This is a genomic window from Arthrobacter sp. fls2-241-R2A-172 (assembly GCF_030208885.1).
Taxonomy (GTDB): Bacteria; Actinomycetota; Actinomycetes; order Actinomycetales; family Micrococcaceae; genus Arthrobacter.
In genome coordinates, this window is sequence record NZ_JARVTB010000002.1 from 403589 (window position 1) to 425246 (window position 21658).

Sequence of the window (21658 nt, forward strand, 5' to 3'; positions counted from 1 at the left end):
AGGCAACTTACTCGGAACGGAGCCCATCCCGGGTCTGCTCGGTAGCAGCCCGCAAGGCCGTAACCGAGGGTCCAGCGGCCAGGATTCCCCGGCTTGATGTCGCGAGGACAGTCGGATACGCGGCCCCAAAAGTGGCACGGAGATCGGCGGGGGTAGCGCCCTGGGCACCGAGTCCCGGGGCCAGGATGGCACCACGGACCGGACCGAGGTCGATGTCGAGGTCCTCCAACGCCGAACCAATGGTGGCACCCACCACCAGGCCAACCGAACCCAGGACCCCGTCATAGCGCGCGTTCTCCGCGGCGGCCTCGGCCACAATGCGCCGGGCAACGGAATCAGCGCCGCCAACATGCTGGACGGACTTGCCCTCCGGGTTGGATGTTAACGCGAGCACAAACACTCCCCTGCCGTATTGGGCGGCGAGATCCAGCGCCGGACGCAGCGACTCAAAGCCCAGGTATGGGCTCAAGGTCACAGAGTCCGCGGCCAGCGATGACCCGTCCCGCAGCCAGGCATCGGCGTAGGCAGCCATCGTGGAGCCAATATCACCACGCTTGGCGTCAGCGATGCTCAGGACACCCGCTTCCGAGGATGCGGCCAGGGTACGCTCCAGCACTGCCATGCCGGCAGAGCCGTGCCGCTCGTACAGTGCCACTTGCGGCTTCACCGCGGCAGCGAGGGAACCCACTGCCTCCACCACCGTCAGCGAAAAGCGTTCCAGCCCGGCGGCGTCGTCGTTCAGTCCCCACTCAGCCAGGAGCTGCGGGTGCGGGTCGATCCCGACGCACAGCGGCCCGCGGTCCGCCATGGCGGCAGCCAGCCGGGAGCCGAACGACTCCCGGACCGGCTGCTGTTCCAGGTGCGGCGAAGCAGACTCAGGCATTGGCTGCTTCCACTGCCGCTGCCAGGTTGCCTGCGTGCTCCTGCAGGCTGGTCACGGACCATTCGTAGGTCCGCAGCGCTTCAATGGCCTGTACTGCAGCGTTGAACTCGGCCACGGTGGTGATGCAAGGAATACCAATGGACGTCGCAGCGGCACGGAGTTCGTACCCGTCGCTGCGGGCTTCGCCGCCTGAGGGCGTGTTGAAGACCATGTCGATCTCGCCGGCAACGACGAGGTCGGCGATGGTTCCTTCGCCTTCGGCGCTGCTGCCCTCGGCGACCTTGCGCACCGGAGTGGCCTGGATGCCGTTGCGGCGCAGGACATCTGCCGTGCCACCGGTGGAGACGATCTCGAAACCGAGGTCCGAGAGGCGCTTGACGCCCATGATCACCGAACGCTTGTCACGGTTGGCGACCGAGACGAAGATCTTGCCTTCGGTGGGCAGAGCGTTGTTTGCTGCGGCCTGGCTCTTGGCGAATGCGGTATCGAAGTGCTTATCGATACCCATGACCTCGCCGGTGGAGCGCATTTCAGGACCGAGCAGGGAGTCCACAACCTTGCCCTCCGGGGTGCGGAAGCGGCTGAACGGCAGGACGGCTTCCTTGACGGCAACCGGAGCATCCAGGGGCAGGGTGGAGCCGTCCCCCGTCTCCGGCAGCATCTTGTAGGCAGTGCGGAGCTGGTTGATGGTGACACCCGTGCCGATGAGCGCCGCGGCCTTGGCCATCTGGACACCCGTGGCCTTGGAGACGAACGGAACCGTGCGGGAGGCCCGCGGGTTGGCTTCAAGGACGTACAGGACATCGGAAGCCAGCGCGAACTGGATGTTGATCAGGCCGCGGACACCCACGCCCTCGGCGATGGCACGCGTTGCGGTGCGCACGCGTTCGATCACGTTGTTGCCAAGGGTGATCGGAGGAAGCACGCAGGCAGAGTCACCCGAGTGGATGCCGGCCTCTTCGATGTGTTCCATGATGCCACCGAGGTACATGTCGGTGCCGTCGAAGAGTGCGTCGACGTCGATTTCGACGGCGTCCTCAAGGAAGCGGTCGATCAACACCGGGTGGTCCGGGGTGATCTCGGTGGCGTTGGCGATGTAGCGGGAGAGGTTGGCTTCGTCGTAGACGATCTCCATGCCACGGCCACCCAGGACGTACGACGGGCGCACCAGGACCGGGTAGCCGATCTCATCGGCGATCTTCTTGGCGTCCTCGAAGGAGACGGCGGTGCCGTTCTTCGGGGAGGTCAAGCCGGCTTCGTCCAGCACGCGGGCGAAGGCGCCACGGTGCTCGGCGAGGTCGATGGCCTCAGGCGAGGTGCCCAGGATCGGTACGCCGGCATCGGCGAGCTGCTGCGCCAGCTTGAGGGGAGTCTGACCGCCGAGCTGCACGAAGACACCCATGACGCCGCCGGTGCGTTCTTCTGCCGCGATGACCTCGAGGACGTCCTCAAGGGTCAGCGGTTCGAAGTACAGGCGCGTGGAGACGTCGTAGTCGGTGGAGACTGTCTCGGGGTTGCAGTTGACCATGACAGTCTCGTACCCGGCCTTGCGCAGGGCCATGGAAGCGTGCACGCAGGAGTAGTCGAACTCGATGCCCTGGCCAATGCGGTTGGGGCCGGAGCCGAGGATGATGACCGAGGGCTTGGCGTGCAGGCCCACCTCATCTTCTTCGTCATAGGACGAGTAGTGGTACGGAGTGTAAGCGGCGAACTCTGCAGCACAGGTGTCCACCGTCTTGTAGACCGGACGGATGCCCAGTGCCTGGCGGACACCACGGACCACTGCCTCATTGTTGTGCGTCAAAGCACCGATTTGCTCGTCGGAGAAACCGTGGCGCTTGGCATTGCGCAGCATTTCCTCGGTGAGCACGCCGGCCTTGCGGATCTGCTGCGCAGTCTCGTTGAGCAACTGCAGCTGGTCCAGGAACCAGGGGTCGATCTTGGTGGCCTCGAAGACCTCTTCCAGGCTGGCCCCGCCCAGGAGGGCCCGCTGCACCTGGTGCAGCCGGTCGGTGGTGGGACGCTTGGCCTTCTCAAGGAGCTCGGCAACTTCGTATTCGGGGACGGAGCTGAAGTCCAGCTGCGAGCCCTTCTGCTCCAGGGAACGCAGGGCCTTCTGCAGGGCCTCGGTGAAGTTGCGGCCCATGGCCATGGCCTCGCCGACGGACTTCATGGTGGTGGTGAGGGTGTTGTCCGCTGCCGGGAACTTCTCGAATGCGAAACGGGGAACCTTGACCACAACGTAGTCCAGGGTCGGCTCGAACGATGCCGGCGTCTTCTGGGTGATGTCGTTGGGGATCTCGTCAAGCGTGTAGCCCAGGGAGAGCTTGGTGGCGATCTTTGCGATCGCGAAACCTGTTGCCTTCGATGCCAGGGCCGAGGAGCGGGAAACGCGGGGGTTCATCTCGATGACCACCACGCGGCCCGTGGCAGGGTCGATAGCGAACTGGATGTTGCAGCCACCGGTGTCCACGCCGACTTCGCGGATGACGGCAATGGAGACGTCTCGCAGCTTCTGGTACTCGCGGTCCGTCAGGGTCAGGGCCGGAGCTACCGTGATGGAGTCGCCGGTGTGGACGCCTACGGGATCGAAGTTCTCGATGGAGCACACAACAACGACGTTGTCGTTCTTGTCGCGCATCATCTCCAGCTCGTATTCCTTCCAGCCAAGGATGCTCTCTTCGAGCAGGACCTCGGTGGTGGGGCTGTACTGGAGGCCCTGGCCGACGATGCGGCGGAGGTCGTCCTCGTTGTACGCCAAGCCGGAGCCCAGGCCACCCATGGTGAAGGAAGGACGGACCACCATCGGGTACCCGAGGTCTTCCGCTGCCGCAAATGCTTCGTCCATGGTGTGGATGATGTGGCTGCGTGCGGACTCTGCGCCGCAACGTTCCACCACGCCCTTGAACTTCTCGCGGTCTTCGCCGAGCTCGATGGCGGCAATGTTCGCACCAATGAGTTCCACGTTGTACTTCTCCAGCACACCGTTCTTGTCCAACGCGATGGCGGTGTTCAGTGCCGTCTGGCCGCCCAGGGTGGGCAGGATGGCGTCCGGGCGCTCCTTGGCGATGATCTTCTCCACCACCTCGGGTGTGATGGGCTCAACGTAGGTGGCATCCGCGAACTCGGGGTCCGTCATGATGGTGGCGGGGTTGGAGTTCACGAGGATGACGCGCAGGCCTTCCTCCTTGAGGACACGAAGGGCCTGGGTGCCGGAGTAGTCGAACTCGGCAGCCTGGCCAATGACGATCGGGCCTGAACCAATGACGAGGACGCTCTTGAGATCTGTACGCTTGGGCATTACTTCTTGTCCTCAGTCTTGGAGTCGTTGGAGTCGTTGGTGTTATCGCCTGTGGCCTTGGACTTGGTGTCGGCCATGAGGTCGATGAAGCGGTCAAAGAGGTAGGCGGCATCGTGCGGGCCAGCCGCGGCTTCGGGGTGGTACTGGACCGAGAACGCGGGGATGTCCAGGCAGGCGAGCCCTTCAACGACGTCGTCGTTCAAGGAAACGTGGCTGACTTCAACGCGGCCGTAGCGCTCTTCCGGTGCCACCGTGGCGCCGTTCAGCGGCGCGTCGACGGCGAAGCCGTGGTTCTGGGAGGTGATCTCCACCTTGCCCGTGCGGCGGTCCATGACGGGCTGGTTGATGCCGCGGTGGCCGTAACGGAGCTTGTACGTACCAAATCCGAGGGCGCGGCCGAGGATCTGGTTGCCGAAGCAGATACCGAAGTACGGCAGCTTCTCGTCCAGCACCGAACGCAGGAGCTTCACCTGGTGATCGGCCGTCGCGGGGTCGCCCGGACCGTTGGACATGAAGAAACCGTCCGGGTTCACGGCGTTGACGTCCTCAACCGTGGAGGTAGCCGGCAGGACATGGACACGCACGCCGCGCTCGGCAAAGCGGATCGGGGTCATGGCCTTGATGCCCAGGTCCACAGCGGCGATGGAGAACCGCGGTTCGCCTTCCCAACCGTGGTCCTTGGGTTCAACAACATAGGCCTCGTCAATGGAGACTTCCTCGGCCAGGGCTGCGCCTTCCATCGGAGCACTTGCCAGGACGGTGTCCAGCAGTTCCTTGTCGGTTGCCTGGGCGGCCTCGCCGGAGAAGATGCCTGCGCGCATGGTCTTGTGCTCGCGGAGGTGGCGGGTGATGGCGCGGGTGTCCACGCCCTGGATGCCGACAACACCCTGCTCCGTGAGTTCGTCATCCAGCGAACGCTCGGAGCGCCAGTTGGACGGTCGGCGTGCGGCGTCGCGCACAATGTACCCGGCCACCCAGATGCGGCGGGACTCGGCATCTTCACTGTTGACACCCGTGTTGCCGATGTGCGGCGCAGTCTGGACGACCAGCTGACGCGCGTAGGAAGGGTCGGTAATGGTTTCCTGGTAACCGGTCATGCCGGTGGCGAATACCGCTTCACCGAGCGCGGTCCCCTGGGCGCCGTAGCTGCGGCCGCGGAACATGCGGCCGTCTTCGAGCACCAGCACTGCTGCTGAGGAGGTGGGGGTGGTGGCTGCTTTACTATCCGTCACTTTATTACTTTCCACTATCGGCATCTGCCTGAGGGGCTGCGGAGATCAATTCCTGGAGGGCTTCGAGGAGGAGCTGCTTGTCGGCTGCGTGCCTGGACCGGAAACCGGTGTCCAGTTCGCGGGTGCCCAGTTTCCAGCTGATGACCACGAGTCCGTCCTTTTCGACGAACTTCCCGGTCATGCCGTCTGCTGGGTGGCTGTCCTGCACAGCCGAGCGCGGGATAAAGACCGGGGCGGCGCCGGATCGGTCAAACAGCACGCCTTCGGCGTGAATGCTCAGTTCCGCGTTGGTCCGGATGCCCAGGCCCTGGACGGCGATTCGGTCCAGCCAGTCGCCCGCGGTCGTGGTGGCCACGTATTGGCCATCTGCGACGACGGTGGCAGGGGTCAGCTGCTCCGGAACCTCGGGGAGGCGTTCGACGTCGGCTTGTCGCCTCAGTCGGTTCCGCCAACCCAGCCAGAGCATCGCCAGCACCACGGCGATCAACGGAACCGTGATGAGCACGGTCAATGTCTGGTTGTCCATCAGTTACCGCTGACTGCAGGGTAGCGGTACGGGGTGTTGAGTTTGCCGTCGAGGACAGTGGGGTGGCCCTTGAAGAAGGTCGCCACCACTGAACCGGGCAGCTCTTTGCCCTTGAACGGTGAATTGCGGCCCATGGTTGCCATTTTATGGGGGTCGACGGTCCAACGCGCAGCCGGGTCCACCAAGATGACGTTGGCGGGCTCCCCGATGTCCAATGGGCGCCCTTGGTCGGCAACGCGTCCGATCACGGCCGGAGTAAACGAGGTAACCCTGGCGAAGTCTGCCCACGACATAAGGCCGGTTTCGATCATGGTTTCCTGCACCACTGAGAGCGCGGTCTCCAGGCCGGTCATGCCCATTGCTGCCTGTGCCCATTCACACTCTTTGTGCTCACTGGGGTGCGGAGCGTGGTCGGTGCCCACGACGTCGATGGTGCCATCGGCGAGGCCCTCGCGCAGTGCCTGCACATCGGCGTCCGTGCGGAGCGGCGGATTGACCTTGTACACGGGATCGTAGCTGCGGACCAGTTCGTCGGTCAGGAGCAGGTGGTGCGGGGTGACTTCAGCGGTGACGTTGATGCCGCGGGCCTTGGCCCAGCGTACGATCTCCACGGAACCGGCGGTGGAGACGTGGCAGACGTGCAGGCGGGAACCAACATGCTGGGCGAGCAGGACGTCGCGGGCAATGATGCTCTCCTCGGCCACGGCCGGCCACCCTGTCAGCCCCAGCACCGCCGAGACAGCGCCTTCGTTCATCTGTGCCCCGGCGGTAAGGCGGGGTTCCTGCGCGTGCTGGGCCACGACGCCGTCGAACGCTTTGACGTACTCCAGTGCGCGGCGCATGATGACGGGATCGTGGACGCAAATGCCGTCATCGGAAAACATCCGGACCTGGGCGCGCGAGTCCGCCATGGCGCCGAGCTCGGCAAGCTGCTCGCCGGCCAATCCCACGGTGACCGCGCCGACCGGACGCACGTCAACCCAACCGGAGGCTCGGCCCAGGCTGTGGACCTGCTCGACGACGCCGGCAGTGTCCGCTACCGGGTTGCTGTTGGCCATTGCATGCACGGCGGTAAAGCCACCAAGCGCAGCGGCCCGGGTTCCGGTCTCCACGGTTTCAGCGTCCTCGCGGCCCGGTTCGCGGAGGTGGGTGTGGACATCGACCATACCCGGCAGTGCGATCAGGCCCTTGCCGTCAACGACCGTGGCGTCGCCGTCCGCGAGGTCCTTCCCGCGCGCTTCGATGATGCCGTCGCGGATCAACAAGTCTTCAGGTTCACCGCCGAGGATGGCTGCCCCACGAATCAGGTAGGTGTTCTCTGCCATCAGTTGGTCTCCTTGCTGGACTGGATTGCGTTCGGGACAGCTTCGCGGGAATCCCCGGAGAGCAGCAGGTAAAGGGCGGCCATGCGGACCGAGACACCATTGCGTACCTGCGCAAGCACAGTGGAACGCGGCGAATCCGCGGCGGCCGAGGAAATCTCCAGGCCGCGGTTCATGGGGCCAGGGTGCATGATGATGGTGTCCTTCATGCCAAGGTCATCAAGGGCACGGAGACGCGCGTCGTCGAAACCCCAGCGCCGTGAGTACTCGCGGGTTGATGGGAAGAACGACGCGTTCATCCGCTCACCCTGGACACGCAGCATCATCATGGCGTCGATGCCGGCTTCCAAGGTCTCGTCCAGGTTGTAGCTGACCTTGCATGGCCAGTGCTCGACGCCGATGGGCAGCAGGGTGGGTGGCGCCACCAAGGTGACGTCAGCTCCGAGGGTCTTCAACAACCAGACGTTGGAACGGGCCACCCGGGAGTGCAGGACGTCACCGGCGATTGCCACGCGCATGCCCTTGAGATCGGCTCCCGTGGAAGCCGTTCCCTTGAGCTGGGCCCAGTGCCGGCGCATGGTGAACGCGTCCAGGAGTGCCTGCGTGGGGTGTTCGTGGGTGCCGTCACCGGCGTTGATCACGGCAGCGTCAATCCAGTCCGTCGCTGCGAGGCGATGGGGTGCCCCGGAGGCCCAGTGGCGGATGACCACCGCGTCAGCGCCCATGGCAGCCAACGTCTGTGCGGTGTCCTTGAGCGACTCGCCCTTGGACACCGAGGAACCCTTGGCTGCGAAGTTGATGACGTCAGCGGACAGGCGTTTGGCTGCGGCTTCGAACGAGATGCGCGTACGGGTGGAGTCCTCGAAGAACAGGTTGACCACTGTCCTGCCGCGCAGGGCAGGAAGCTTCTTCACTTCACGCTCGCCCACTGCCGACATTTCCTCGGCCGTATCCAGGACCCGGATGGCATCGAAGGCGCTGAGGTTCTCGGTGGAAAGGAGGTGCTTCACTTGCCCGCCTCGATCACGACTTCGTTGACGGGCACGCCATCCACGGTGTCGATTTCCTCCAGGTGGACCCGGACTTTTTCGGAACTTGAAGTCGGCAGGTTCTTGCCAACGTGGTCTGCGCGGATCGGCAGCTCCCGGTGGCCCCGGTCCACCAAAACGGCCAAACGGACAATCCGCGGGCGGCCAAGGTCCACCAAGGCATCCAGTGCGGCCCGGATGGTACGGCCTGAATACAGGACGTCATCGATCAGGACAACCACTTTGTTGTCAATCCCCGACAACGGCAGGCGGGTGTGGCGCGGGGGCCGGGTGGGCTGGTGCGAGAGATCGTCACGGAACATGGTGACATCCAGTTGGCCGACAATCGTTTCGGCGTTGACCGTGGGGTCGGCAGCTGCGATTTTGTTGGCGAGCCGCACGGCCAATGGATAGCCGCGGCTGGGAATGCCCAAAAGAACCAAATCCTGGGAGCCCTTGTTGGCTTCAAGGATCTCGTGGGCGATACGAGTGAGCGCACGGTCAATATCCGCCTGGTTGAGGACAACCCGCGACGGCAGGTGCGCTGAAGTGACTTCAGTCATCGCTCGTCTCCCCTTTCCCCGCCTCACGGGACGGAATTAAAAAAGGAATATTTGCTTTTCCAAGCTACCACAACGCCAGTTTCCCGCTTCACCCGCGGGCGCCGGGCGGCACGAGTTTAAGCTCACATTCCCCGCCGTGGAATAGGCTCATTCCCATGACCATGAACCCTCACGGCCAACCCTATCCGCGGCCCTATGTGGAACCTGGCGCCAACCCCACCTGGATGGGGCGGGTGCAGCCCGCCAACTACCAGCACGCTCCAGGGAATCCGGCATCACTCCCCCAACAAACCTGGGCAATGCCGCCGGCGCCGAAACGGTCCATGGGCACACTTCCGCTGGTCATCGGTGGCGGGATCCTGGCACTTGCCAGCCTGCTGCTGGTACTCCCCTTCCTTCTGGGCAACACGGGAATCACTGGCTTCGTGATTGGCTTCGTCGCCTCCCTCATTCCGTTGACCGTGGTGCTGCTCACCGTCCGCCTCATTGATCGCTGGGAGCCGGAACCAAAGCGGCTCCTTTGGTTCGCCTTTACGTGGGGCGCCGCCGTGTCCATCGCGGGCACGCTGCTGATCCAGCCCTTGTTCGCGCTGGCCGCACCCACCAGCAGCGAAGAAGCCTTCACCTACTTCATGGCCACCGTCCAGGCGCCAATCGTCGAGGAGTTCACCAAGTCGTTGGGACTGCTGGTACTGATCCTCGCGGCCCGGAAATACTTTGACGGACCCGTAGACGGCGTTGTCTTTGCCTTCACCATCGCCGCCGGATTCGCGTTCACGGAAAATATCCTCTACTTCGGGCGGGAGATTGCCTCGTCGACCGATCCCGGCACCGACTTTGTACGGATTTTTATCCTCCGCGGACTCATGTCGCCATTCGCCCACGCCGTGTTCACCGGCACCACCGGACTGGTCATGGGCTTCGCCGCCCGCAGATGGCATCCCGGCTATGCAGTGCTGGCGTTCTTCGTGGGCTTGTTGCCGGCCATGTTCCTGCACAACCGATGGAACAGCATGGGCCAGGACTTCCTGGTGGAGTACTTCGTGGTCCAGGTTCCCATTTTCCTGACGGCAACTGTGGGGATCATCCTGCTTCGCGTGGCCGAAGGGAAGCTCACGCGCCAACGACTCCTCGAATACGCCCGCGCGGGATGGTTCACACCCCCTGAAGTGGAGATGCTTGGCACGTCCAGGGGCCGGCGCCAGGCCCTGCGCTGGGCGTCCTCCCGGGGAAGGACAGCGCAAATGCGGAACTTCATCAAAGGCGCCACGGCTTTGGCCTTCACCCGCCAGCGCATCCTTAGCGGACGTGACGTACCGGTCCACCAACACGACGAACTCGAGCACCTTCGCGCCATACCTGCCCTGAGGGCGGCAGTCCTCCAATAGTGCGTGGACGGATCCTGGACAAAAAAGGACCCCCTTCCCGGTTACCCGGGAAGGGGGTCCTTCTAACCTTTGCCGCCGATCAGGCCAGCAGTGAAGGCTTGAGCTTCTGCAAACGGCCGAGCAGGCCATTAATGAACGCCGGCGACTCGTCCGTGGACATCGTCTTGGCAAGGGCGACGGCCTCGCTGACGGCTACACCATCAGGAACTTCGTCGTTGTAAAGCAGTTCCCATGCGCCGATACGGAGGATAATCAGGTCCACGGACGGCATCCGCTCCAGGGTCCAGCCCTGGGCGTAGGTCTCAAGGAATTCGTCAATGGTCGCCTGCATGGAGACCACGCCTTCAACGATTTCCACCGTGTAGGGGTTGATCACGAGGTCTGTCTTCTCCCGGCGCGCCTTGAGCGCATCGAAAGCCGAGACGGAACGCTGCTCCGCTTCGAAAAGTACTTCCAGAGCCCTGCTACGGGCTTTACCGCGGGCGCTCACTAGTCGTTGACCCGGCCCAGGTAGCTGCCATCGCGGGTGTCGACCTTGACCTTGGTGCCCTGTTCGACGAACAGGGGTACCTGGATCTCGTAGCCGGTTTCAACAGTGGCAGGCTTGGTGCCTGCGGAGGAACGGTCACCCTGGAGGCCGGGCTCCGTGTAGGTGATTTCGAGGACGACGCTCGGGGGAAGTTCGATGTAAAGCGGGGTGCCCTCATGGATGGCGATGTTGACCATCTGGTTCTCGAGCATGAAGTTGGTGGCGTCGCCTACCGTTGCACCGGAAACGGTGATCTGGTCGTAGTCCTGGGTATCCATGAACACGAAGTCTTCGCCGTCCTGGTACAGGTACTGGTAGTCGCGGCGGTCAACCGTTGCGGTTTCAATTTTCAGGCCGGCGTTGAAGGTCTTGTCGACCACCTTGCCGGACATGACGTTGCGCATTTTGGTGCGGACGAAGGCGCCGCCCTTGCCCGGCTTGACGTGCTGGAACTCAATGATGTTCCAGAGCTGGCCCTCGAGCTTCAGTACGGTCCCGTTCTTGATGTCGTTTGTGGTTGCCACTCGTATCCTCTGGTTAATCGCACTGGTTCTAGCTGCCAGCTATCTATGCCAAGCAGGCGTGCCAATCGGCGCGCCAGCGCGTATTTATCAAAAATCCAAAAACCATTCTACCGGCAAAACCGGCCGAGGCTTGCGGGCGGCGTTTCCGGTGGCTCCTAGGAAGCCAGTTCCAGCACGTTCCGGGCGCGCTGCAGGGCCACTGCGGACGAGTAGATGAGCGCGGCATCAGCAGCCATCGCCACGCGCAGGTCCAAGGCCTTGGCGAACTCTTCCGACGCCGCCAGCGCATTCCCACTGACAAAGTAGGCACGGCCAAGGTACTGATGGACGATCGCTTCCTTGGAACTGCCCTGGACATCATGCAGCAAGTGCCTGAACAACTGCACGGCGCGGTCCAGGCGATGGGTGGCCCGGTGCACTTCGGCTTCGAAGATCCGGAGACGGAATGACTCGGGATCCTTATAGCGGGCTTCGGCAAGGAGCTCAGCGGCTTCGTTTGGCTGGTTATCAAGCAGGAGGGCCATGATCCGGTCCGCTGGATCCTCGGAGGCCGCCAGTGCTGCTTCCATTGCCTCTTCGTTGACGACGACGGGAAGCAGCGTGTCCGGGTTCATGCGGACGCCCGGGAAACCGGCTGTCGGCCAATCGCTCACGCCGTCCTGCAGGGCGATGGTCATGATGCGATTTCCTGGTAGGCCGCAAACAAGAGCGAAGTGTCAGGAACATCCAGGATGCCCGGCTTGGCTATGCCGTCAAGGACAACAAAGCGCAAAAGGTCGCCACGGGACTTCTTGTCCCGGCGCATCCCATCCAGCAAACCCTGCCAGCGGTCCCTGCGGTAGGTGATCGGCAAGCCCAGGCTCTCCAGGATGGTGCGGTGCCGGTCGGCGTCGGCATCGGACAGGCGGCCCACGCTGCGGGACAGCTCGGCGGCGAACATCATGCCCACCGATACAGCGGCACCGTGACGCCAGGAGTAGCGCTCAACCAGCTCGATGGCGTGGCCCAGAGTGTGACCGTAATTGAGGATCTCGCGGAGGCCGGATTCCTTCAGGTCCTGTGACACGACGTTGGCCTTGACGGAGATGGCCCGCTCAATGAGCTCGCGGACAACGTCGGAGCCGGCATCCATGGCGGCCTCGGTCTTGTTTTCCAGCAAGTCCAGGATCACGGGGTCGGCGATGAAACCGCACTTGATCACTTCGGCCATGCCGGAAATAAGCTCATTCTTGGGCAGGGTCTGGAGCGTGTCGAGATCAACAAGCACGGCCGCCGGCGGGTGGAAGGAGCCCACGAGGTTCTTGCCCTCTGCGGTGTTGATTCCGGTCTTGCCACCAACCGAAGCATCCACCATGCCCAGGAGGCTGGTTGGCATGTGGATGACCTTGACGCCCCGGAGCCACGTCGCTGCCACAAAGCCCGCCAGGTCGGTCACTGCCCCGCCGCCCACGGCAACGATGGCGTCCGATCGGGTGAAGTCGTTTTGTCCCAGCACCTGCCAGCAGAACGCGGCAACCTGGATGTGCTTGCCTTCCTCGGCGTCCGGGATCTCCGCCGTGAGCGCCGTGAAACCGGCAGCCTCAAGCTCGTCACGGACGGTATCGCCGGTCAGGCGCAAGGCACGTGGGTGGATGACCAGCACCCGTCGAACACGCTCACCGAGCTTGGCCGGCAAGGACTCCAGAAGGCCGCGGCCCACCACGACGTCGTAGTTTTCGCTGGCGGCCTGTCCAGTCACCTTGATGACCGTTGCTTCGTTGCTCACTTTTCAACTTCCTGTTTCAAGGCTGCATGCTCGCGCAGCCGCGCCTCCAGCTGGAGGCCGATTTCCGCCACGGATCCTGAACGCACATCAATGACCAGGTCCGCGAGACGTTCGTAGACGGGACGCCGGGTGGCAAAAAGCAATTCCCAGCGTTCCATGGCGTCACCCTGCAGCAAAGGCCTCCCGGTGTTGCGCGCAATCCGATCGGCGACCGTTTCCGCGTCACATTCGAGGTAAACCACAGTGCACTCGCCCAGCAGTTGTTGGGTGCCGGTGTCCAGGACCGCTCCCCCGCCAAGGGAGATTATGGCCGGTTGCGCCTTGGCTGACTCGATGGACTTCGCCACGGCACGTGCCTCAATTTCACGGAACGCGTGCTCCCCGCGCCCAGCGAAAATGTCTGCGATGCTGCCATGCGCGGCAACAACCACTGCGTCGGTATCCACGAAGGGCAGACCCAGCTGCTGAGCAAGTTGCTGGCCGATGGCCGATTTACCGACGGCCATTGGACCCACCAGGACGACAGGGCGGCCAGGCCGGATATCGGGGACCACTACCGGCCGACCGAGTCCAGGGTGGCCGGGATGCTGTCGAGGTAGCTCTGCAGGTTGCGCTGCGTTTCGGCAACGGAGTCGCCGCCGAACTTCTCGGCGATGGCTTCGGCGAGAACGAGAGCAACCATGGCTTCGGCAACGACGCCGGCGGCGGGCACCGCACAGACGTCCGAACGCTGGTGGTGGGCCTTGGCAGGCTCTCCGGTGCTGACATCGATGGTGCGGAGCGCACGCGGAACCGTGGCGATCGGCTTCATGGCGGCGCGAACCCGCAGGACCTCGCCAATGCTCATGCCCCCTTCAATGCCACCGGCACGATTGGTCTGGCGGACAATCCTGCCATTCTCGTCCTTGAGGATTTCGTCGTGGGCAGCCGAGCCGCGTCGAGCAGCGGTCAGGAAGCCGTCCCCAACCTCCACGCCCTTGATGGCCTGGATACCCATGAGTGCTGCGGCCAACCGTGAGTCGAGCCGACGGTCCCAGTGCACGTAGCTGCCCAGTCCAGGCGGAAGCCCGTAGGCGAGAACTTCGACAACTCCGCCCAGGGTTTCGCCTTCCTTGTGGGCAGCATCCACCTCGGCAACCATCGCGTCCGAGGTCTCGCGGTCGAAGCAGCGCAGGGGGTCGGCGTCAAGCGCCAGGACGTCCTTGGGCAGCGGCAGGGCCCGCCCTTCCGGAACCGTCACGCTGGCAATGGAGACAGTGTGGCTCACCAACTCGACGCCCAACTGCTTCAGGAACTGGGCCGCGACAGTGCCAAGGGCAACGCGGGTGGCAGTTTCCCGGGCGCTTGCACGCTCAAGGACCGGACGGGCTTCGTCGAAGCCGTACTTTTGCATGCCCGTGAAGTCGGCATGGCCGGGACGGGGCCGGGTCAAGGGAGCGTTGCGTGCCTGGTCGGCGAGCACTTCGGGGTCCACGGGATCAGCAGCCATGATCTGCTCCCACTTGGGCCACTCAGTGTTGCCCACCTGGATGGCGACTGGGCCACCTTGGGTCAGGCCGTGCCGGACGCCACCCATGATGGTGACTTCATCCTGCTCGAACTTCATCCGGGCACCACGTCCGTAGCCCAAGCGGCGACGCGCCAGCGCGTCGCGAATCTGCCCACTGGTGAGTTCAACACCGGCGGGCACGCCTTCAACAATTCCGATCAGAGCCGGACCGTGGGATTCACCGGCAGTCAACCAACGCAACATATAACCAATCCTGCCATGTAAGGCTTCTAGAACACCCGCCGGGGAAGCCCGACTGAGTCGCACATCACATCTATGACGGCGGCATCCACGTCACAGCCGCTGAAGCGCCTGATCTGTTCCGCCGCCTGGTACATCAGCATCTCCAGCCCGGGAACCACCGCTCCCCCATGGCCGCGCCACACTTCGGCCAGGCGGCTCGGCCAGGGATCATACGCGACATCCAGGAGCACACCGGCCCCGGTTCCGGGAAATGCCGCAAGCTCTTCAGCCAATGAGTCGGCCGCACGCGGCGGGAAGGTCGAGATCACCAGATCCGTTCCGGCAATGGCGGTGGCTGCTTGCGTCAGCGGCCGGACAGCAATCGACATTCCGACGGCGGCCGCAGCAGCTTCCGCTTCGCCGGCACGTCCTGCGTCACGGACGAAAACGTCCACATGGCCGGCACCAAGTTCGCGGGCAGCGGCGACGGCCGCGGCGGAGGTGCCTCCACCACCGAGGATGGCGGCATGCGGAGTGGAGGCAACACCGGCGTACCGGACCGACTCAACAATCCCAGCGACGTCAGTGTTGTAACCTACACGACGCACCGTCCCGCCGTCGTTCTCGAAAGCCACGGTGTTGATGACTCCCAGCTGGGCGCCTGCCCCGCGGACTTCGTCAACTTCCTGGACCATGGCCGACTTCAGCGGCATGGTCACCGACAAACCGCACCATGATTCATCGCCGACCAGCGATGCCATGAACTCCGGAAGGGCGGCAACCGTCACGTCAATGGCCGAGTAGTCAATGTCCACGCCGAGCTTGGCGTAGGCGGCGGTGTGCAGCGCTGGGGACTTCGAATGCGAAATCGGATGCCCCAGGACTGCGGCACGACGTCTCACACACACCGTCCCGCGTTGGCCTGGCACCATGCGTTGTATTGCTCCACATAGGTTAAGTGCTCAGCCAGCGTCTTGGAGAACTTGGTCTCCTTGGTGTCCAGGTTGATCGTCACCCAGTACAGGTAGTCATTGGGGGTCGGTTTGGCAGCAGCGTCGATCGCAGTCTTACCCGGTGATCCGATGGGACCCACCGGCAGCCCAACATTCGCGTACGTGTTGTACGGGTTTGATTTGTCTGCCTTTTCCTCTTCCGTGACATGGAAGGACTTCCTGCCCAACCCGTACGTCACCGTAGCGTCTGACTGGATAAGCCCACTGGTTTCGACGTTGTTGGGTTTGAGCCTGTTGTAGATCGCGCCGGCCACGTTTCCGTAGTCCGCTTGGCCACCCTCAGCCTGCACGATACTCGCGATGGTCACGGTGTCGTACTGCTTGGCGGGATCGGTGATCCCCTGGGACTTCAGCTCGTCCAGTGTGGTGTTCACCAGCTTCTGGAGGATGTCCTTTCCGGAGGTCCCGAGATCGAACCGGTACTCCCCGGGAGCCAGGAAGCCCTCAAGGTTCTTGGCCTTGGCAGGCACGCCGAACTGCGCCGGCGATTGGTTCAAGGCGTTGAGTTGCTGCAGGGGAATGCCTGATCCCTTGGAGATTGCCTCCAGGGATTCAGTGATCCGCAGGCCCGCACTCAGCGCGAAATACATGACCTTTGAAGCGTCCTTGTTGGCGAGGACAGCCACAGCGTCGGAGTTCTTCATCTCGGTACGGAACGTAAATTCGCCCGGCGACAACTCGGCACCTTCGCTCATGAACTCCTTGACGAAGGAGTCAGCATCAGCAACGACCTTGTTCTGTACCAGGGCGTTCGCCACAATTTTCGGCCCGGAGCCTTCGGCCACAGTAATCTTCACTGAACCGGTACCGGGACCTGGATAGTCGGTGACCTTGTCCATCCCCAGCAAAGGCTTCAGGAACTGGGCTCCTATGGCAATCGCGGCCACGAACACGCCGAGCGTGATCAGTAGGGCAAGAACACGACGGCGTCGACGCGCCTTCTTCGCCGCAGCCTTGGAGCCCGGGGCTTCCACCGGGGCAAGAACCGGGGCAATGAGGTCGTGATGGTCTTCATGGTGGTCAACGTGGTGTTGGTCATCATGATGAACATCGTGGACATCGAAAGCGTGGTCTGCGTACTCGTGATGGTCAACGAGGAGCGCTGCATGCTCGGCGTGCTCCACGTCGCCTTCAAGTTCGTGGTGCTGGGGTTCGTGGTGATGTAGTTCGTGGTGCTGGGGTTCGTGATCAACGTGTGCAAGGTGCGCCTGCTCCGGATCTTCGTGCCCAGCTTCGTCGTGGTGTGCCCCTTCTTCCGTTTGCGGCACGTGGGCTTCAGCCCCCGGCCCGTCAACGGAGGCCACCGCGTCGAAAGCCGTCTCCGGCGCTGCGGGATGTGCTTCAGATGCGGGATTTGCCTCCGCTGCCGGATTTGCCGCCGCTGCCGGATTTGCCTCAGATGCGGGGCGTGCTTCGGGGGCGCGTGGCGCAGCAGGCTCAGGCTGCACCGATGGAACGAGTGGCTTGGCGGCTTCCGGCCGCGCGTCCGGCACTGGTGGAACAGCGGGGGCCGGAGGAACCGCGGGAACGGGTCGCGGCAACTCGACGTCGGCAGGCGGGTCAGTTTCACCCGGCGTGGCTTCAGGAACGGGTACCACATTGTGGTTCTGGGTGGCGAGGAATCGTTCCCGCGCGCGCAGCTCTTTGCGGGTCAGCGGCATGCCGCCGCCCGCAGCACCGGTGGAGGGGTCGTTGTTGACCGGGCTCACAGTTGCAGTCCCCTCGTAGAAGAATCGGGTTCACTGCCGGAGGGAGCCTGCAGCGTTGGGGCACTGCCGGGCTTTGTGGACTGCGCCGGTACCTGCACTCGGCGGCCAACGTCCGTTCCTCTGGCTTTTTGCATGTCGATTGCTTGCTGGAGTATCCCAGCAGCAGCAACCTGATCAACCACTTTACGGTGGTTCTTGCTGCTCATGCCAGCTTCGTGCAGGTTGCGGTGAGCCGTAACAGTGCTGAGACGCTCGTCAATCAGGGCCACAGGGATGTCCGAACCGGCGAGGAAAAGCTCGCCGGCCAGGAGTTCTGCGTACTCTGTTGCCATCTGCGCTGACGCGCGTTCCTCACCTTTCATGGTGCGGGGAAGGCCAACAAATATCTGCACTGCCGGCAGCTCCAGGGCATGCTTGACGATGACGCGCACGTCGGTGTTCTTCTTGGCGTTCCGGCTCACCGTTTTGAACGGGGTCGCCAGGATTCCGTCCGGATCGCAGATCGCCACGCCCACCCTGACCGTGCCAACGTCTACCCCCAGCTTGATGCCCCGGGGGTAGACGCCACTGTTCGTACTCGCAGCCACCGTCAGCGCTTGGCTATCGCGTCCACCACCGCTGTGAGGGCCTCAGGGACCTTCCCAGCGTCGGTGCCGCCGCCCTGGGCGACGTCGTCCTTGCCGCCGCCGCCACCGCCGAGGATGCCGGCAGCCGTGCGAACCAAAGCGCCGGCTTTTACGCCTGCCTCGCGGGCGGCCTCGTTCGTGGCAATCAGGACCACAGGGCGGTCATTGCTGACACCTGCGACGGCTACTGTGGCGGCGTCGGAGCCCAAACGGTTACGCAGATCCAGGGCAAGGTTGCGCAGATCGTCCGCACCACCCACCTGGCCGGCATCGTGGGCGATAACACGCACACCCGCTGCATCCTTTGCCGTGCCCACCAGGTTGGCCGCTGCAGCAGTGAGCTGCTCCTTGCGGAGCCGGTCAAGTTCCTTCTCCGTGGCCTTGAGCTTGCTCAGGGTGCTGGAGATACGGTCCGCGAGCTGTCCGGAAGGCACCTTCAGCAGTTCGGTGAGCTCGTTGACCAACGCGCGCTCTGCTGCCAGGTGACGGAACGCGTCCAGGCCCACGAAGGCCTCGACACGGCGGTTTCCTGAACCAACCGACTGCTCTCCCAGCAACGAAAGGCTGCCGATCAGGGAGGTGTTGGACACGTGGGTACCACCGCACAGCTCACGGGACCATGCGCCGTCGATCTCCACGACGCGCACTTCGCTGCCATAGTTTTCGCCGAAGAGTGCCATGGCGCCCAACGCCTTGGCCTCGGCAAGGCCCATCACCTTGGTGTCCACGCGGAAGTTGTTCCGGATGGCGATGTTGGAAACTTCTTCGATTTCGGACCGCGTAGCCGTGCTCAGGCCTTCACCCCAGGCGAAGTCGAAGCGCAGGTAGCCTGCCTTGTTGTAGGAACCACGCTGGGTGGCTTCCGGGCCAAGGATCTGGTGCAGGGCGGCGTGCACGATGTGGGTGCCGGTGTGCGCCTGCTCGGCTGCGTGGCGGCGTTCACGGTCGACGGCGGCGCGCACCAACGCGTCGGAGCCGATCTCACCTTCGCGGACAATCGCCTTGTGCACGCTCAAGCCCTTGATGGGGCGCTGGACGTCCAGGACCTCCACCACGAAGCCATCGCCGGTGATGAGGCCGGTATCAGCGGACTGTCCGCCGGCTTCTGCGTAGAACGGGGTTTCGTTGAGGACCAGCTCAATTTCGTCACCGGTGGACGCATGGGCCACCGCGCGTCCGCCGCTGACGATGCCGCGGACCTTAGCCTCGCCCTCGAGTTCGTCGTAACCGGTGAAGACGGTTTCGCCCTTGCCCAGGAGCTCCTGGTAGGCGCTGAGGTCGGCGTGGCCGCCCTTCTTGCCCTTGGCATCTGCTTGGGCGCGCTGGCGCTGCTCGAGCATGAGTGCGCGGAAGCCTGCCTCGTCCACCTTGAGGCCGGCCTCTTCAGCCATTTCCAACGTCAGGTCGATCGGGAAACCGTAGGTGTCGTGGAGGGCAAAAGCGTCGGCGCCCGAGAGTGGAACGCCAGCAGCCTTGGACTCAGCCACCGCATCTTCCAGGCGCGCAGTTCCGGAGGCGATGGTGCGCAGGAACGCCTTCTCTTCGGCATACGCAATGCGACTGATCCGCGCGAAGTCCGTCTCAACGATGGGGTAGACGCCCTTCATGGCGTCGCGGGAGGCAGGCAGGAGGTCCGGCAGGCATGCCTTCTCCACGCCCAGCAGGCGCATGGCGCGGACGGCGCGGCGGATCAGGCGGCGCAACACGTAGCCGCGGCCCTCATTGGACGGAGCAACGCCATCAGCGATCAGCATCAAGGCCGAACGGATGTGATCGGCGACCACGCGCATGCGGACGTCGTCCGTGTGGTGGGGATCCTCAGGAGTCTCAGCGGAGGTGTACTCGCGGCCGGACAACTCAGCGGCTTTATCGATGACAGGACGGACCTGGTCGGTCTCGTACATGTTCTCAACGCCCTGCAGGATCATTGCAAGACGTTCCATGCCCAGGCCGGTATCGATGTTCTTGTTGGGCAGTTCGCCCACGATGTCGAAATCGACCTTGGAACGCACATTTTCGATCTGGTACTGCATGAACACCAGGTTCCAGATTTCGATGTATCGGGTTTCATCGGCCAGCGGGCCACCCTCAATGCCGTAGGCCGGTCCACGGTCGTAGTAGATCTCCGAGCACGGACCCGCCGGACCAGGCTGGCCGGTGTGCCAGTAGTTGTCCGACTTCCCCATGCGCTGGATGCGCTCAGCCGGAATGCCGGTGTTCTTGAGCCAGAGTTCCTTGGCTTCGTCGTCCTCTTCGTAGACCGTCACCCACAGGCGCTCGGCAGGGAGTCCGTAGCCGCCGTCGTCGACGCTGCTGGTAAGCAGCTCGAACGCAAACTTGATGGCGTCTTCCTTGAAGTAATCCCCAAAGGAAAAGTTGCCGCACATCTGGAAGAACGTGCCGTGGCGGGCGGTCTTTCCGACTTCCTCGATGTCACCGGTACGGATGCACTTCTGCACGCTCGTAGCGCGGCTGTAGGGCGGCTCCTCGCGGGCGGTCAGGTACGGAATGAAGGGAACCATCCCGGCCACAGTGAAGAGAAGCGACGGGTCGCTGGAAACGAGCGACGCGGAGGGAACGGCGGTGTGGCCCTTGCTGACAAAAAAGTCCACCCAGCGCTTGGTGATCTCCTGCGACTTCATTAGCTGATTACTTACCCTTCTCAATTCACTGCACACGATGTGCGCGGACCGGCTGGTGCCGTTCCGCAGCTTTCCATTCTGCCCTGTTGCGGCCTCGGGAGCGAAACGCTCCCGCTAGCGGCGGCCTGCCCCGTCGTCCTGGATTCCCAGCGCCGCCCGCAAATCCTCTTCGCGCTGGTGCATGCCGGTTCGGACCGCATCGGCAAAATCAAAGAGGCCGTCGGCCATGCGGCCTACGGCGCGGTTCAGCCCTTCCGGGCCGAGATTGGCCTGCGCCTGCGTTACTTTGCGGAACGCTATGACGCCGATGGCGACGCCGATACCCATCCAGACAATTCTTTTCATCGGTTTCTCCCGTTGATTCAGCGGCTGCGGCGGCCGGAGGACGGTGTGCGGCGGCCAGCGAATGCTGAACGTACGCCGTAGCTGAATGCCGCCACCTTGATCAGCGGTGAGCCCACGGTGGCAGCAACCAGCGACGAAAGCGCCGAGATGTTGGCCGAGGCATCGGAGACATTGGAAGCTATCCCGTCAACTTTCTTGAGCTGTTGGTTGGTGGTGGTGACCGTGGCGGTCACTTCGTCCATCAGGGGCGTAGCGCCGTCGCTGATGAGCCGGATGGAGGTGCGGACTTCGTCAAAAACGCCGCCCAGCTTCAAGATGGGCACGGCCAACAGCAGGACAAGGAGCGCGAACACTCCCGCTGCGATGAGGCCGGCGATGTCGCCACCAGACATAGAACTCTTCTCCTAGGATCGTTGCGCTGCCCTGCGCCCACCGGTTCCCGGCGCGGCCAAGGCCTCCCCCAGTACCTTACCTACAAAGGGCGGGCACCCGGGATACAAAGAAGCCCGCGGCGGCTGCCACGGGCTTCT

The 21658-nt window shown here is 63.6% G+C and carries 20 protein-coding genes; 1 reads left to right on the forward strand and 19 read right to left on the reverse strand.

Annotated elements, in window-relative coordinates:
- Positions 1-7: 7 nt before the first annotated feature.
- The 7 genes from pyrF to pyrR are packed head-to-tail and all read right to left on the reverse strand — an operon-like array spanning position 8 to position 8855.
- Complete coding sequence (pyrF, locus tag QRM57_RS04705; protein ID WP_284985758.1) at positions 8-883, reverse strand: orotidine-5'-phosphate decarboxylase; 876 nt, start codon at positions 881-883, stop codon at positions 8-10.
- Positions 876-4184 (reverse strand): carbamoyl-phosphate synthase large subunit, encoded by a 3309-nt coding sequence (gene carB / locus QRM57_RS04710; RefSeq protein ID WP_257368007.1) that lies wholly within the window; start codon positions 4182-4184, stop codon positions 876-878. Before carB ends, pyrF begins: the two co-directional genes overlap by 8 nt.
- On the reverse strand, positions 4184-5440 hold the full coding sequence (gene carA, locus QRM57_RS04715; protein WP_284985759.1) for a glutamine-hydrolyzing carbamoyl-phosphate synthase small subunit: 1257 nt from the start codon (positions 5438-5440) through the stop codon (positions 4184-4186). Before carA ends, carB begins: the two co-directional genes overlap by 1 nt.
- Positions 5421-5942 (reverse strand): PH-like domain-containing protein, encoded by a 522-nt coding sequence (locus tag QRM57_RS04720; protein WP_284985760.1) that lies wholly within the window; start codon positions 5940-5942, stop codon positions 5421-5423. The genes carA and QRM57_RS04720 overlap by 20 nt, the downstream gene beginning before the upstream one ends.
- The gene (locus QRM57_RS04725; RefSeq protein WP_284985761.1) at positions 5942-7267 is read right to left on the reverse strand and encodes a dihydroorotase; all 1326 of its coding nucleotides are present in this window, start codon (positions 7265-7267) and stop codon (positions 5942-5944) included. Before QRM57_RS04725 ends, QRM57_RS04720 begins: the two co-directional genes overlap by 1 nt.
- Positions 7267-8274: an aspartate carbamoyltransferase catalytic subunit gene (locus tag QRM57_RS04730; protein WP_284985762.1), complete on the reverse strand. Its 1008-nt coding sequence runs from the start codon at positions 8272-8274 to the stop codon at positions 7267-7269. The genes QRM57_RS04725 and QRM57_RS04730 overlap by 1 nt, the downstream gene beginning before the upstream one ends.
- Positions 8271-8855, reverse strand: a complete 585-nt coding sequence (gene pyrR / locus QRM57_RS04735; RefSeq protein WP_257368003.1) for a bifunctional pyr operon transcriptional regulator/uracil phosphoribosyltransferase PyrR — start codon at positions 8853-8855, stop codon at positions 8271-8273. The genes QRM57_RS04730 and pyrR overlap by 4 nt, the downstream gene beginning before the upstream one ends.
- 155 nt (positions 8856-9010) lie before the next feature.
- On the opposite strand from pyrR, the gene QRM57_RS04740 reads away from it, so the two are divergent.
- A complete protein-coding gene (locus QRM57_RS04740; RefSeq protein ID WP_284985763.1) occupies positions 9011-10243 on the forward strand; it encodes a PrsW family intramembrane metalloprotease in 1233 nt (410 codons plus the stop codon).
- Positions 10244-10322: 79 nt separating this feature from the next.
- Here the strand turns inward: QRM57_RS04740 and nusB are convergent, their stop codons facing one another.
- From nusB to QRM57_RS04800, 12 genes are all read right to left on the reverse strand, one after another.
- Positions 10323-10733: a transcription antitermination factor NusB gene (gene nusB, locus QRM57_RS04745; RefSeq protein WP_257368001.1), complete on the reverse strand. Its 411-nt coding sequence runs from the start codon at positions 10731-10733 to the stop codon at positions 10323-10325.
- Entirely contained in the window at positions 10733-11296 is a 564-nt protein-coding gene (gene efp / locus QRM57_RS04750; RefSeq protein WP_011774957.1) for an elongation factor P, read from the reverse strand. Before efp ends, nusB begins: the two co-directional genes overlap by 1 nt.
- Before the next feature lie 155 nt (positions 11297-11451).
- Positions 11452-11973 carry a tetratricopeptide repeat protein gene (locus QRM57_RS04755; protein ID WP_257367999.1) on the reverse strand — a complete coding sequence of 174 codons (522 nt, stop codon included), beginning with the start codon at positions 11971-11973 and terminating at the stop codon, positions 11452-11454.
- Positions 11970-13061 (reverse strand): 3-dehydroquinate synthase, encoded by a 1092-nt coding sequence (aroB, locus tag QRM57_RS04760; RefSeq protein ID WP_257367998.1) that lies wholly within the window; start codon positions 13059-13061, stop codon positions 11970-11972. The genes QRM57_RS04755 and aroB overlap by 4 nt, the downstream gene beginning before the upstream one ends.
- Positions 13058-13615 (reverse strand): shikimate kinase, encoded by a 558-nt coding sequence (locus tag QRM57_RS04765; RefSeq protein ID WP_374198950.1) that lies wholly within the window; start codon positions 13613-13615, stop codon positions 13058-13060. The genes aroB and QRM57_RS04765 overlap by 4 nt, the downstream gene beginning before the upstream one ends.
- Complete coding sequence (gene aroC / locus QRM57_RS04770) at positions 13615-14814, reverse strand: chorismate synthase (protein WP_284985764.1); 1200 nt, start codon at positions 14812-14814, stop codon at positions 13615-13617. The genes QRM57_RS04765 and aroC overlap by 1 nt, the downstream gene beginning before the upstream one ends.
- A 26-nt stretch (positions 14815-14840) precedes the next feature.
- Positions 14841-15695 carry a shikimate dehydrogenase family protein gene (locus QRM57_RS04775; RefSeq protein WP_284985765.1) on the reverse strand — a complete coding sequence of 285 codons (855 nt, stop codon included), beginning with the start codon at positions 15693-15695 and terminating at the stop codon, positions 14841-14843.
- The gene (gene mltG, locus QRM57_RS04780) at positions 15692-17515 is read right to left on the reverse strand and encodes an endolytic transglycosylase MltG (RefSeq protein ID WP_284985766.1); all 1824 of its coding nucleotides are present in this window, start codon (positions 17513-17515) and stop codon (positions 15692-15694) included. The genes QRM57_RS04775 and mltG overlap by 4 nt, the downstream gene beginning before the upstream one ends.
- On the reverse strand, positions 17512-18102 hold the full coding sequence (gene ruvX, locus QRM57_RS04785; RefSeq protein ID WP_284985767.1) for a Holliday junction resolvase RuvX: 591 nt from the start codon (positions 18100-18102) through the stop codon (positions 17512-17514). The genes mltG and ruvX overlap by 4 nt, the downstream gene beginning before the upstream one ends.
- A gap of 2 nt (positions 18103-18104) precedes the next feature.
- On the reverse strand, positions 18105-20783 hold the full coding sequence (gene alaS / locus QRM57_RS04790; RefSeq protein WP_284985768.1) for an alanine--tRNA ligase: 2679 nt from the start codon (positions 20781-20783) through the stop codon (positions 18105-18107).
- A 114-nt stretch (positions 20784-20897) separates the two neighbouring features.
- Positions 20898-21128, reverse strand: a complete 231-nt coding sequence (locus QRM57_RS04795; protein WP_235520755.1) for a hypothetical protein — start codon at positions 21126-21128, stop codon at positions 20898-20900.
- 17 nt (positions 21129-21145) lie between these two features.
- Entirely contained in the window at positions 21146-21520 is a 375-nt protein-coding gene (locus QRM57_RS04800; RefSeq protein ID WP_235520756.1) for a DUF948 domain-containing protein, read from the reverse strand.
- Between the last annotated feature and the right edge of the window lie 138 nt (positions 21521-21658).